The organism is Robiginitalea rubriflava (assembly GCF_052540725.1).
The window spans coordinates 989,323-1,002,368 of the sequence record NZ_CP199309.1 but is presented as its reverse complement, the minus strand read 5'-3'; the positions used below and the strand labels follow the sequence as shown (position 1 = coordinate 1,002,368).

General features: G+C 46.8%; 17 protein-coding genes. 4 read left to right on the top strand and 13 right to left on the bottom strand.

All coding sequences use genetic code 11. From position 1 onward, the window contains the following. Positions 1-92: 92 nt before the first annotated feature. Complete coding sequence (locus tag ACT6NU_RS04660; RefSeq protein ID WP_445383299.1) at positions 93-521, top strand: TerB family tellurite resistance protein; 429 nt, start codon at positions 93-95, stop codon at positions 519-521. 1 nt (position 522) lies between these two features. On the opposite strand, the gene fbp is transcribed toward ACT6NU_RS04660, so the two are convergent. Continuing rightward, positions 523-1,530: a class 1 fructose-bisphosphatase gene (fbp, locus tag ACT6NU_RS04655; RefSeq protein ID WP_445383298.1), complete on the bottom strand. Its 1,008-nt coding sequence runs from the start codon at positions 1,528-1,530 to the stop codon at positions 523-525. Positions 1,531-1,644: 114 nt separating this feature from the next. Between fbp and ACT6NU_RS04650 the strand changes: the two genes are divergently transcribed. The 3 genes from ACT6NU_RS04650 (at position 1,645) to ACT6NU_RS04640 (ending at position 5,276) form a co-directional block, all read left to right on the top strand. Then, positions 1,645-2,133, top strand: coding sequence for a GNAT family N-acetyltransferase (locus ACT6NU_RS04650; RefSeq protein ID WP_445383297.1), 489 nt, complete (start codon positions 1,645-1,647; stop codon positions 2,131-2,133). Continuing rightward, positions 2,120-3,370 carry an aspartate kinase gene (locus tag ACT6NU_RS04645; protein ID WP_445383296.1) on the top strand — a complete coding sequence of 417 codons (1,251 nt, stop codon included), beginning with the start codon at positions 2,120-2,122 and terminating at the stop codon, positions 3,368-3,370. The genes ACT6NU_RS04650 and ACT6NU_RS04645 overlap by 14 nt, the downstream gene beginning before the upstream one ends. A gap of 88 nt (positions 3,371-3,458) precedes the next feature. Then, a complete protein-coding gene (locus tag ACT6NU_RS04640) occupies positions 3,459-5,276 on the top strand; it encodes a GNAT family N-acyltransferase (RefSeq protein ID WP_445383295.1) in 1,818 nt (605 codons plus the stop codon). On the opposite strand, the gene ACT6NU_RS04635 is transcribed toward ACT6NU_RS04640, so the two are convergent. From ACT6NU_RS04635 to rsmA, 12 genes are all read right to left on the bottom strand, one after another. Next, positions 5,265-5,690 carry an arsenate reductase ArsC gene (locus tag ACT6NU_RS04635; RefSeq protein WP_445383294.1) on the bottom strand — a complete coding sequence of 142 codons (426 nt, stop codon included), beginning with the start codon at positions 5,688-5,690 and terminating at the stop codon, positions 5,265-5,267. The genes ACT6NU_RS04640 and ACT6NU_RS04635 overlap by 12 nt on opposite strands. A 14-nt stretch (positions 5,691-5,704) precedes the next feature. Further along, positions 5,705-6,196, bottom strand: a complete 492-nt coding sequence (locus ACT6NU_RS04630; protein WP_445383293.1) for a GNAT family N-acetyltransferase — start codon at positions 6,194-6,196, stop codon at positions 5,705-5,707. A 10-nt stretch (positions 6,197-6,206) separates the two neighbouring features. Then, entirely contained in the window at positions 6,207-6,692 is a 486-nt protein-coding gene (locus ACT6NU_RS04625; protein ID WP_445383292.1) for a DUF6428 family protein, read from the bottom strand. Between the two features lie 9 nt (positions 6,693-6,701). Continuing rightward, the gene (locus ACT6NU_RS04620; RefSeq protein WP_445383291.1) at positions 6,702-7,028 is read right to left on the bottom strand and encodes an ArsR/SmtB family transcription factor; all 327 of its coding nucleotides are present in this window, start codon (positions 7,026-7,028) and stop codon (positions 6,702-6,704) included. A gap of 77 nt (positions 7,029-7,105) precedes the next feature. After that, positions 7,106-7,540 (bottom strand): NINE protein, encoded by a 435-nt coding sequence (locus ACT6NU_RS04615; RefSeq protein WP_445383290.1) that lies wholly within the window; start codon positions 7,538-7,540, stop codon positions 7,106-7,108. A 48-nt stretch (positions 7,541-7,588) separates the two neighbouring features. Beyond that, on the bottom strand, positions 7,589-7,978 hold the full coding sequence (locus ACT6NU_RS04610) for a VOC family protein (protein WP_445383289.1): 390 nt from the start codon (positions 7,976-7,978) through the stop codon (positions 7,589-7,591). Beyond that, positions 7,975-8,433, bottom strand: coding sequence for a DUF1801 domain-containing protein (locus tag ACT6NU_RS04605; RefSeq protein ID WP_445383288.1), 459 nt, complete (start codon positions 8,431-8,433; stop codon positions 7,975-7,977). Before ACT6NU_RS04605 ends, ACT6NU_RS04610 begins: the two co-directional genes overlap by 4 nt. Before the next feature lie 68 nt (positions 8,434-8,501). Next, entirely contained in the window at positions 8,502-9,440 is a 939-nt protein-coding gene (locus tag ACT6NU_RS04600; protein WP_445383287.1) for a 2-hydroxyacid dehydrogenase, read from the bottom strand. 6 nt (positions 9,441-9,446) lie between these two features. Continuing rightward, a complete protein-coding gene (locus ACT6NU_RS04595; protein ID WP_445383286.1) occupies positions 9,447-9,812 on the bottom strand; it encodes a cupin domain-containing protein in 366 nt (121 codons plus the stop codon). A gap of 12 nt (positions 9,813-9,824) precedes the next feature. Beyond that, positions 9,825-10,778 carry a TolB family protein gene (locus ACT6NU_RS04590; RefSeq protein ID WP_445383285.1) on the bottom strand — a complete coding sequence of 318 codons (954 nt, stop codon included), beginning with the start codon at positions 10,776-10,778 and terminating at the stop codon, positions 9,825-9,827. Between the two features lie 63 nt (positions 10,779-10,841). Beyond that, entirely contained in the window at positions 10,842-12,194 is a 1,353-nt protein-coding gene (gene mgtE / locus ACT6NU_RS04585; RefSeq protein WP_445383284.1) for a magnesium transporter, read from the bottom strand. Continuing rightward, a complete protein-coding gene (gene rsmA / locus ACT6NU_RS04580) occupies positions 12,181-13,044 on the bottom strand; it encodes a 16S rRNA (adenine(1518)-N(6)/adenine(1519)-N(6))-dimethyltransferase RsmA (RefSeq protein WP_445383283.1) in 864 nt (287 codons plus the stop codon). The genes mgtE and rsmA overlap by 14 nt, the downstream gene beginning before the upstream one ends. Positions 13,045-13,046: the final 2 nt, after the last annotated feature.

The following is a 13,046-nucleotide window of genomic DNA, read 5'->3' as shown; positions in this document are numbered from 1 at the left end:
ACAGCGGGTAAGTAACCATAAAATATTCTTATTCTTCTTGGGATAAAAATTATCCAAAACGGTATCTTTGTAGTGTAAAATAAAACCAAATCATGCCCATTTTAGATCTTTATAATCACTCTGAGAAGCGACGAAATCTGGCGCATTTTGCTGCATTAGCTTCCCTGGCTGCAATTGATGGGGAAATCAACCCTCCCGAAAGTGAAGTTATCGCACGTTTTCGCTCCAAACTGGATATTTCGGATGCAGAGTATAAGGAAGTGATGAAAAAGGAAAACAAATATCCTATAGAAGCTCCCTTTGAAATTGAAAAGCGATATGAGCGGTTATACGATTTCTTCCGGATTATTTTGGCGGACCACAGCATCGATCAGGAAGAAATTGACCTGGTCAAGAAATATGCTCTGGCAATCGGCTTTTCACCAGCTGTAGCCAAAAAGGTAATCCAAAGTTCCATTGACATCTTCACCGGCAATATTGCCTTTGAGGAGTATATATATTTAATGGACAATCGAAAATAGCCTAGCGGTATTGCTCCATAAACGATTCTGCCTTTTCTACCATTAGCCGGCTCCCGCAGAAAAAGGGTACCCGCTGGTGTAGTTCAGTTGGTTGTATCTCCAGAATCCTTTCATAGCCATTGGAGGCTTTGCCTCCTGCCTGTTCAGCAAGAAAGGCCATGGGGTTGCATTCATATAACAACCGGAGTTTTCCATTGGAAGCCACACTGCTTTTCGGATAAATATAAATCCCGCCTTTAATCATATTTCGGTGAAAGTCCGATACAAGGGAACCGATGTACCGGGAAGTGTAGGGACGGTCTCCTTCCTCCATCTGACAATATTTAATATAGTCTTTCACCCCTTGCGGGAAGTGGATGTAATTTCCCTCATTTACAGAATAGATCTTACCCATTGGGGGAAATTGCATTTCCGGATGGGAGAGGTAAAAAGTTCCAATGGCTGGGTTCAGGGTAAACCCATTTACACCGTGTCCGGTTGTGTATACCAGCATGGTAGAGGTGCCGTAGATTATATAGCCGGCAGCCACCTGCTTCACCCCGGGTTGCAGAAAATCATCCAGGGTAACCGGGCTACCGATAGGAGTAATCCTGCGGTAAATCGAAAAAATGGTTCCAACGGACACATTTACATCAATATTGGATGAGCCATCCAGCGGATCAATCAGCACAACATACTTGTTCTGATGATTTTCGTCCTGGCTGTTGATGCTGATAAAGTCTTCCTCCTCCTCGGAGGCTATGCCACAGACAATTTCCCTGTTCTTGAGGGTCTGTATAAATTTTTCATTGGCCAGGACATCCAGTTTCTGCTGATTCTCACCCTGTATGTTGACATCTCCGGCAGCACCAAGTATATCGATAAGACCGGCCTTGTTAACCTCGTGGTTGACTACCTTTGCAGCCAAACGAATGGCGTTGATCAGTTTTGATAATTCCCCTGAAGAGTACTGGAACTCGGCCTGGTTCTCAATGATAAATTCCCCCAGGGTTTTATTTTTTCTCTGCATTAAGGCTTAGGTTGCGTTACAGAGCACAAATATCGCTTATTTTGTGAAACTACAACGTTTTCGTTTCTGGCTTCTTTTGAAGATATTTAACTTTGTGTTTTATTTGTAACAATTATGAATTACATCATTCGACCCGCGCGTGAAACAGACATGGACCAGGTGCACCAGCTCATCTGTGAATTGGCTGTCTATGAAAAAGAACCTCAGGCCGTTGAAATTAAGGTGGCAGATTTAAAAGTAGACGGCTTTGGAAAAAACCCCAAATTTCAATGCTTTGTGGCCTGCAAAGATGAAGAAGTCCTGGGGATGGCCCTGTGTTACCCGCGATATTCTACATGGAAGGGCCCTGTTATCCACCTGGAAGACCTGATCGTAACAGCGGAGGCTCGCGGTAATGGGTTGGGGGGCAGGTTGCTGACACAGGTGGTGCAGTATGCAAAGGAACAAGGGGCCCGGAGGGTCAGCTGGGAGGTCCTGGACTGGAATGAACCAGCAATCGAATTTTACAAGGCACGTGGGGCCCGTGTGATGAGGGACTGGGACGTAGTACAATTGGATCAAAAGGGGATTAACACGTATTTGGATACTTATGAGAGTATATAAATTTGGAGGAGCTTCCGTAAAGGATGCAGAGGGGGTAAAGAATGTCCTGAAAGTTTTGCAGGAAACGGGTACTGAGCGCACCTTTCTGGTTGTATCGGCCATGGGAAAGACCACTAATGCCATGGAACAGGTAGTGGACGCTTATTTTAAGGATAAAAAATCCCTGTCTGTATCCCTGGCAGCCGTTGAAAGCTTCCATATGGAGATTCTGCATACAATATTTCCTGCTCAAACCCATCCGGTTTACGGCCGGGTAAAGGAACTTTTTGAAGAAATCAGGGGGTTTTTAGCCTGGAATAAATCGCCTAAATACAATTTTGTATATGATCAGGTAGTCTGCTACGGGGAATTGCTTTCCAGCGTTATTTTGAGTGCCTTTTTAAATGAAAATGGTTTTAAAAATACCTGGTTGGATATCCGCCGTTACATCAAAACGGATTCCAATTACAGGGATGTAAAGGTTTTATGGGAAAAGACACAGGAAGCTATTGCTACCATAGACGGAAGGGATGAATTATTCATCACCCAGGGGTTTATAGGGAGTGACGACAATAACTTTTCGACCACCCTGGGGCGGGAGGGGTCGGATTACACCGCAGCCATTGTAGCCTATTGCATGAACGCAAAATCGGTAACCATCTGGAAAGATGTTCCCGGGGTCCTTAATGCGGACCCCCGTTATTTCGGACAGGCAAGCCTGTTGAACCGCATTTCCTACCGCGAAGCCATAGAGCTGGCCTTTTACGGCGCATCTGTTATTCACCCCAAAACCCTGCAACCCTTGCAACGCAAGGAAATCCTGCTTCATGTGAAGTCTTTTATAAGGCCCGCGGATGCCGGGACCGTGGTAGGCAAAGGAAAAGGGATTGAACCTGAAGTACCCTGTTTTATTGTAAAAAAGGACCAGGTGCTGATGAAACTCTCCTCCCTGGATTTTTCCTTTATAGTGGAAGACAATATCAGTGACCTCTTCAAGTTATTGCACGACCATAAAATGAAGGTAGACCTGATTCAGAACTCCGCCATTAGTTTTTCGGTTTGCGTGGACAATCGTTTTGGCAGGCTGCACGACTTATTGCAACAATTAAAAGGGCGGTTTAAAGTGGTTTACCAGGAAGGGGTTTCCCTCTATACCATCAGGCACTTCAATACAGAGGCCATTGAATCCCTGCAGCAGGGGAAGCAGGTAATCCTGGAGCAAAGAGGCCGGGAAACGGTGCAGCTGGTAGTGAAATAGGACGAATTTTCGTCGAAAAATCAAAAAATTGACCCAGCCACAGGTCAATTTTTTATCTTTACCCGCACCCTAACCAAAACTGATTTACATGGGATTAGTTACTGCCAAAGAAGTAGCCAAAGCAATTCATCTGGACAAGTATGGGTTCCTGGGTACTTTTTTTGGCTGGCTTTTGATGCATCTTACCCGTATCAGCAGTATCAACCGATTTTACCGCAAACACAAGGGGCTCTCCGGAACAGCCTTCCTGGATGAGATCATCGACCATTATGAAATTGATTTTGAAATTCCTGAAGAGGATTTTAAGCGCCTGCCAAAGGATGGGGCATATATTACGATAAGCAACCATCCATTGGGAGGCATCGACGGGGTGCTGTTGCTTAAACTTTTATTGAAGGAGCGACCCGATTACAAGATCATTGCAAATTTCCTGCTGCAACGCATTGCCCCGCTGGCCCCATTTATAATGCCTGTAAACCCATTTGAAAACCACAAGGATGCCAAAAGTTCGGTTGCCGGATTTAAGCGGGCCATGGAACACCTCCGGGAGGGTCACCCCCTTGGCATATTCCCGGCCGGGGAGGTTTCTACTTACAAGGACGGAAAACTGATTGTGGATAAACCCTGGGAGGAAGCGGCTCTGAAATTGATCCGTAAAGCCGAAGTGCCAGTAGTTCCAATTTATTTTCACGCGCGCAACAGCCGGATGTTTTACTATCTCTCCCGTATGAATGAGGTCTTTAGGACTGCCAAATTACCCTCTGAACTCACCAGCCAGCGCAACAGGAGCATCAAGGTACGCATCGGGCAGCCCATTAGCGTACAGGTACAAAAAGAACATGAATCTCTGGAAGATTTTACCGACCTGCTCAGAAGGAAGACCTATATCCTCGCGAATGCCTATGAAAAAGAACGGTTAATTGACCAGCTACCAGGAACCCTTAAGATTCCCAAGCCCCCCAAACGAATTGCCACCGCGGTTCGGACCGAAGTAATTGAGGGCGAGATTGAGAAACTACGGGAAAAAGACTGTCGTTTGTTGCAAAGTAAAAATTATGAGGTGTTTCTTGCCCAGAAAAAAGACATGCCCTTTATCCTGCAGGAGATCGGGAGGCAACGCGAAACCACCTTCAGGGCGATTGGGGAAGGAACCAATAATGCCATAGACCTGGATCGTTTTGACGAGTATTACCACCATCTCTTTCTTTGGGATGACCAGGATAAACAAATAGTGGGGGCTTACCGTATGGGGATGGGATCTCAAATTTTTTCAGAGCACGGAATTGACGGGTTTTATTTACAAGACCTGTTCCGCTTTGAACCGGAACTGTACGGGATGATGAAAAGGTCTATTGAAATGGGCCGGGCCTACATCATCAAAGAATACCAGCAGAAGCCCATGCCTTTGTTTTTATTGTGGAAGGGAATCGTACACACCACCCTTCGTTACCCGGAACATAAATATCTGATTGGCGGGGTAAGTATCAGCAATCAGTTTTCCAATTTCTCCAAATCCCTGATGATTGAATTTATGAAATCCAATTACTGGGACCCCTATGTGGCCCAATACATAAGGCCTAAAAAGGAGTTCAAGGTAACGCTTAAAGATGCAGATAAGGAATTTGTCTTTGACGAAACCGAGGCAGACCTCAACAAGTTTGATAAACTCATAGAGGAGGTGGAACCAGGAAGTCTTCGCTTACCGGTGCTTATTAAAAAATATATAAAACAGAACGCCAAGGTGGTTGCTTTTAATGTGGACCCGCTTTTCAATAATTCCGTAGACGGTCTGATGTATATTAAAATTGCAGACCTGCCGGAAAGCACCGTCAAGCCAGTGATGGAAGAATTTCAGGCGGAATTGGAACGCAAACTCAGCGAAGGGAACAGCAACCTAGCCCGCTAATTTCTCAGCGATAAATTTCCTGCAATAATCGCGAATCTCATTGCGGGTATTTTCAAAAGCAGCATGCCGTGCTTCAGGGCTGCCTTTCAATTTAGAAGGATCTGAAAAGTTATGATGTAGTCTTTCAGCCCCATCAGCAGGGATAAAGGGACAGTTTTCCTTTGCGTGATCGCAGACGGTAATGATAAAATCCCAGGAGATGCCGGCGTATTCATCCACATGGTTGGAAGTATGGCCTGAAATATCAATCCCGTCTTCCTCCATGATAGCCACTGCTTCCGGATTGAGGCCATGCGTTTCTATCCCGGCGCTGTATATTTTGGCCAGGGGTTTCGGTTGAAGTGCCTGCAGGTAGCCGTGGGCCATCTGACTACGGCAGGAATTTCCCGTGCAGAGTACGAGTATGTTTTTCATTTTCTACGTAATATTTAGTTAATACCAACCACTTTACTGCGTCTTTCATAAACCACATTATCCTTCCAGACTCCTTTGTATCGCCCTACTTTTTCGCGCGTGCCAAGTAACCTGAATCCGGCCTTTTCATGCAAACGGATGCTGGGGAGGTTTTCGGGGAAGATACCGGATTGAAGGGTCCAGAACCCGGCTGCTTCGCTTTCCTGTATCAGGTGGTGCAGCAATTTTTGTCCCACACCCTGCCCGCGGAACCTCTGCCCGATATAAATGCTGACCTCGGCTACCCCACCATAAACGCAACGACCCGATACAGGTGACAGGGCCGCCCATCCACACACCTCATTTCCTTTCAGGGTAACAAAGCGGCATAACTGCATGTGGCTGCTGTTCCATTGGTCATATTCGGGAACCTCCGTTTCAAAAGTGGCCATACCCGTACTCAGGCCTTCTGCATAAATACGGCTTACTGCCGGCCAGTCCTCAGAAGTCATGGTTCGGATTTCCATGGGGACCATTTTAACAACAACCGGAACCCGGAGTACATTCCTGAACGTCACGGCCGGTTTCTGCAGGAATCCCGCAAAGATCCCTGGCTTTACAGGTGGTATGCTCAACCCCCAGGCTAACTATCAGCTGATCATTCTCCAGCCTGTGACCTGCAATGTTGAGTTGTGCTGTATGGAAATCTCTGTCTCCATATTCGATTTTGACCGGAGTGTTTTTCATCAGCGGCTGCAGGCTGCTTACGCGCTTCAGAATATCCAGGACCTTGTCCGAGCTGAGGCGGTGGTTTGGTTCTTCCCTTTCAGGATTCGCCCACAATTGCACTACGGTTTCCTTCCAGGAATCCTGTCGGCCACCGCAATCCGTGGCTTCTATATGGACGTTCTTCACTTCGGTGACATGGTAGTCTGCCCGGACGTACTTACCGGGGGCATACTCAAAGCATAAGACTCTTTCAGGATGCTTTTCGAGTAACTCAATAAATGCTGCTGTTTGCATATAAAAAAATTAGGTACAACACTGTTTCCCTATACGGGTAAAAAAATTGGTAAAAAGGGTCTGCAGGGCTATCCATCGATCCTTATCAATACAATAACAGAGGTTTTTGCCCTGAAAGTTGCCTTTTAAAAGACCAATTTTCTTTATCTCGGCAAGATGTTGGGAAATGGTGGCCTGTGCCAGGCCGGTTTCTTCCACCAGGTCACTGCAGATACAGGCATCCTGCTGGCTAATATATTGCAGGATGGCCACCCTTGCCGGATGTGCCAGTACCTTAGCTACTGCAGCCAGTTCGTTCTGTTGAGTATTGAATAATTGTGTTTTGGATACACCCATTATTAAATTGTATATCGCAATATTACGATAATAAAAGGAATAATAAAAACCAGGAATAAAAATTCCCGGCTTTGGTCCTAAAACCAGGGCTTACGTCCTGCCTGATAGGTGTTGTAGAAATCGGCATCGGACTTGGTCAGGTAAATGACACCTTCAACAAATCCTACCAGCCACACGGCCCAAACGAGGAAAACCCCTATGCCAATGCAACTTAGCACCAGGCCGATAACTGAAATCACCAGCATGATAATCCCTTCTTTCTGATAGCCCAGTACAAATTTATGGATACCGGCCCAGCCTACCACGAGTGCCAGTATGCCCGAGAGAATCTTTTTATTTTCCCCGCTGGCCTGTTTAAAACCCTCCTTAAATTCTTCGGCAGTCTTTTTGGCTTCCTCACGGAATTCCCCGGCAGCCTCTTTGGCTTCTTCACCCATTTCCCGGGCCTTTTCTTTGGCTTTTTCGAAGCCTTTGCCTTCTTTTTTTTCGCTATTATCCTTTGCTTCCGACATGACTTTTAAATAGGGTTGTTTGTATCTTACAATTTAGAAAAATTATCCCTATTCCTGAAATGCAGAATCAATGGGTTCCCAAAGCTCAATTTTATTGCCTTCCGGGTCTAAAATCCATCCGAACTTGCCATAGTCATAGGTCTCCATTTCACCAACAACCTGTACGCCTTCTTTTCTTAGGGCCTTCAGCAGTTCTTCCAGGTTCTCCACCCTGAAATTCATCATAAAGGGCTTGGTACTCGGATTGAAATAGGACGTGTCTTCTTTAAAAGGGCTCCATTGTGTACTACAAGCGTTCCCGTTTTCATCCTTCCACCAGAAGGTCCAGCCATAGGAATCTGTGGGAATACCCAAATGGGTTTTATACCATTGCTTTACATTATCGGGATCCTTGCACTTAAAGAAGAACCCACCTAAACCTGTTACGCGCTTTTTCATGACTTTCCTATATTTTTCTTATACAAGTCGATGTATTCCTGTACGCTGATTTTGGTGCAAAGTTCCCCTATCAGCTCGTAAGGGATCCGATCAGCCTTCTTAAAACGAATGCAGCTTTTCCCCATATCCGGTTTTCGGCCCATTTGTTCTTTGTACGCCTTTGTAAACCAATCCAACAGCTCCTTACTTGCGTAAACTCCTGAATGGTACAGGCTGATATAATTCTTTTGGGAAGCCAGGTGCATAAAGGGTAGTGGGAGGGTAGGGTCGCAGTGATAGCCGTCTGGGAAGGTACTGTGGGGGACCACATATCCGATCATCCCGTAATTGATGGTTTCCTGAAAACCCTTTGGAAGGTTTTCCCGAATTTTTTTTCGCAGCTCGCGCATTGGGGCTTTACGCTCTTCAGGTATCTGCTCTATATATTCTTCAGGGGTACTGGCTTTGTATTGCATGGTGAACGGCTTTTATTTGATACCCACCTGGGTTGCCTTAATTCCTCAGGAACAGACATACCTTAAATTTAAGAAAAATGTCGCGTTATTTTGTCCAAAATTGTTTGAGCCAGTTTTTCCTTACTCTCAATGGTCCAGCCGGCAATATGTGGGCTCAGCAAAACATTGGGGGCCTCTGTCAGATATTTAAAGGCCTCGGGTAGGGAAGCCTCTTTAAACAGGGACTCAAATGATGATTTTTCATACTCCAGTACATCCAATCCGGCCCCCAGGACCTTGCCACCCTTCAGGGCCTGAACCAGGTCTGCTGTTTTAATGCATTTCCCCCTGGCCGTATTCAGGATCCAGATGGGTTTATGAAAGGCCTCCAGAAAACTCGTGTTAACTATCCCGATAGTAAGTGGTGTCTCGGGGACGTGCAGGCTCACTACATCAGAACGCTGCTGGAATTCCATTATACCCACTTGCCTGGCGTTTTCATCTCCTACGCCTCCAACAATGTCATAACATATTACCTCTACCTCAAACCCGCGCAGTTTTCGGGCAAAGGCCTTCCCCATATTTCCATACCCGATAATCCCCACTGTCTTCCCGTCCAGTTCCACTCCGCGGTTGGCCTCCCGCTGCCAGATGCCCTGTCTGACTTCCCGGTCTGCCGTATGCAACTTGTTGAAAAGGCTTAACAGCATCCCCAGGCTGTGTTCGCCCACAGCATTTCGGTTGCCCTCCGGGGCTGCTGCCAGGAACACTCCCATACTTTTTGCGTGGGCTACATCTATATTTTCCAGGCCGGCACCAACCCGTCCGATAAATTTCAATCGATTTGCTTTCTCCAGGAAGGTCTTATCAACGGGGATGCGACTTCTCAGGATAAGCCCGTCATACTGATCGATTTTAGCAAGAACGGCATCGGCAGGACTGCTATAATCTGTATGGTTTTCATAGCCCAAAGCCGCCAGGCCTTCAAGGAGCAAAGGGTGATTGGGATCCAGGTGGAGCACCTTCATACTGTATTATATTTTTGGATAATGAGTCTGTGTTAACGGGTGGGAAACCCCTCCGGTATGTTCTGTTTGTTGATGTTCAAAGAGCAAGACATGCACCTCCTTCCCCTCTTCGGTACGTGGCCTATGCTCAATTCCTTTTGGCACCACAATGATTTCCCCTTCCCGTACCATTTCCGTGCGGTCCCTGAATTCCATATACAGGGTTCCCCGGATTACCTGGAACAATTCATCCTGATCCGGGTGCTGATGCCACACAAAGGAACCGCTGAGCTTTGCCAGCAATACCTGCATTTGATCAACCACTGCAATTTGCCGGGGGTGCCAATGGTCTTTAAAGCGGGATAATTTTTCCCTTATGTTGATAGGTTTCATTATTATTGCGTTTTAACGGAACGGATTCCAGGAAATGAAATAAATATTCCCCAAGCCGTTTTCGGGTTGCCGTGCGAACTCCCTTATTGACTGAATACTGCCCAGTGTATCTTTTGTAGTTACGATTCTTTCACTGCTAAAATAAAGCACTTTATTCTTTGCATCCCAAAAGGGGGAGTAATCCAGCCACTTCGAATTCACCGGGGATTCCAAATGAACCGCCTCAGACCAGGCGTCATCCGGTCCCTTCAGACTGTAATACAAATCGCCACCTCCAAGCCCATCTGCTCTTCCATAGGAACTAAAAATCAGCAGATTCTCTTTGGGGCTGACATAGGCATTGAATTCATAAGTTGCCGTATTGATAGTGCTGTCCAGTACCCTGGGAGGAAGATACCCGCCTGAGGTATATTCACTCCTGTAAATATCCTCCAAACCGATACCCCCTTCACGGGTGGCTGTAAAATAAAGATCCCCGGATTCTGAAACAGCCGGAAAAAATTCATCGCCTCTGGTATTGATAAGCGTATCAAGGGGGTAGGGCTTTCCCCAATTGCCATTGGAGAACGGAACTTTCCAGATATTGAAATCCGTACGTGTACTGTCTCCGTTAACCGGCCTGTTGGAAGCAAACAACAAGGATTCCCCTTCGGGGCTAAAAAAGGGTTCTATGTCCTGAAAGCGGCCTGAAAAAGGCAGGATCCGGCCCGATGCCCATTCTCCGTTTCGCTGGGCCATCGCCACAAGAACCCATCGGTTCTGGCGAGCATCTGCAAGGGTATAGATCAGGATATTGCCATCCGGACTCAGGGCCAGGTCTCTTTCGTAGAGGTCTGTTGAAATTATCCCTTCGGAAAGGAGTCTGGGATCCTGGGATTTTTTGGAAACGGTCTCCGGCGATGCCCCATCTGGCTTACAGGCTGCAAGCAGCAAGACAGACATCCAGAATAAAAGTGATTTGGCCATTGTATTTTACAAGCGAAAGAAAACAAGATACGTAAGATTGCACTACTTCCCGAAAATTGGGCCTTAAATTCCCAGGATCAGTTTGGCAATCCAGAAGTAGATCAGGATTCCGAAGATATCGTTGCTGGTGGTTATAAAAGGGCCTGTGGCTATAGCCGGGTCAATACCGCGCTTATGCAGGAATAATGGGATAAAGGTGCCTATAATCCCGGCAACGATAATAACGGTTATCAGGGATATGGAAATTGCCAGGGCCGTAGCCAGGCTGCCTTTCCAACTCCAGGTAAAAAACAGTAAAACTACAGAGAGGATAAAGCCGTTCAGGGCAGCCAGCAACATTTCTTTAAACAGGCGGTTTCCGATGCTGCCTTTTAGGTCGTCGTTGGCAAGCCCCTGCACTATTATCGCGCTTGACTGCACCCCTACGTTCCCAGCCATGGCCGCAATGAGGGGCGTAAAAAAGAAAAGGATGGCATGCTGGCTGATCATGGATTCAAAACCTCCCATGATGCCTGCAGCTCCCACCCCGCCAATCAGCCCCAGAAACAGCCAGGGCAGGCGGGCACGGGTTAGATCCCAGATACTGTCGTCTGCTTCAACATCCTGCGAAATACCGGCGGCCAGCTGATAATCCTTATCAGCTTCTTCCCGGATCACATCCACAATATCGTCAATGGTAATCCTGCCCACCAGGCGCCCGATCTCGTCTACAACCGGAATCGCTTCCAGGTCATATTTAGACATAATTTTGGCTACCTCCTCCGGTTTCTCATTAACGTTAACCGAATCCACTTTTGCGATATAGACATCTTTAATGGGGGATTTGGTGGAGGCGGTCAGTAAATCTTTCAGGGACAACCTTCCTTTCAGCAAACCCGCATCGTCCACCACATAAATGGAATGTACCCGGGTAACATTTTCGGCCTGCTGCCGCATTTCCTTCACACAGGTCAGTACCGTCCAGTTTTCGTTAACTTTTACGAGTTCTTTAGCCATCAGCCCCCCGGCAGAATTCTCGTCATAGCGGAGCAGGTCTACAATATCCCGGGCGTGATCCCGGTCGGAGATTTCAGAGATGACCTCCTGTACAATTTCCTTGGGCAATTCCGCAACAATGTCGGCCGCATCATCCGTATCCAGTTCTTCAAGCTCCCCTGCTATTTCCTTTGAGGAGAGGTTTCCCAGGATGGCTTCCCGAACATCCTCATCCAGTTCTGTCAATACATCGGAGGTTTTCTCACTGTCCAGTAACTTGATCAGAAAGGTTGCCTCATCTTCATTTAGTTCATTGATAATTTCCGCAACATCCGCGTAATGGACCTCCTCCATCATTTCACGCAGGGAGGCATTCTGACGGTTTTCTATCAGATGTTCTATCTCGGCAAGAAGTTCCTCTGTAAGTTTAAAGGGTGTCATCCTGGATTTTCTTTGTAAGCGCTATAAAGTCCGAAACCGTAAGCTGTTCGGGGCGCCGCTCAAAGATAGTATCTTCTCGGAGATTATCAGAAAGCTGTAAGCTTTTTAGACTGTTGCGCAGGGTTTTGCGCCTTTGGTTGAATGCAGCCTTAACTACCTTAAAAAATAGTTGTTCGTTGCAGTCCGCAATGGTGTGCTGCTTTCTTAGCAGCCGGATCACCCCCGATTCAACCTTTGGCGGGGGATCAAAGACCTCAGGGGGAACCGTAAAGAGATATTCGGCCTCATAATACGCCTGTACCAAAACGGAAAGGATACCGTAAACCTTACTGCCACCAGTTGAACAGATCCTCTCGGCTACCTCTTTCTGGAACATCCCGCTGAACTCCGGAATACGCTCGCGAAATTCCAGGAGGCGAAAAACAATTTGGGTTGAGATATTATAGGGAAAATTCCCAGTGATCGCGAATTCCTGCCCCTCGAATAAAGACCTGAGGTCCAGAGATAAAAAATCAGCCTCCAGTATTTCCAGGCGGGCTTGCGGGTGTTTTTGATCCTGCACTTCCAGTGGAAATACCTCCCGCAGGTATCGGACCGATTCCCTGTCTAGTTCCACGGCAATAATGTCAAGGGGCCGCTCCATAAGAAAGCGTGTAAGTACCCCTGTACCCGGTCCAATTTCCAGGATCCTGCTGATCTCAGGTTTTTTTATCGTATTGGCAATTTTATACGCCACTTGCGGGTCCTTTAAAAAATGCTGACCCAGGTGTTTTTTGGCAGCTACCCCGGTCTGAGAGTGGGTTGTCCCCTTATGGAAAGATTTCGATCGCGACTTTTTACGGGAACTCATAG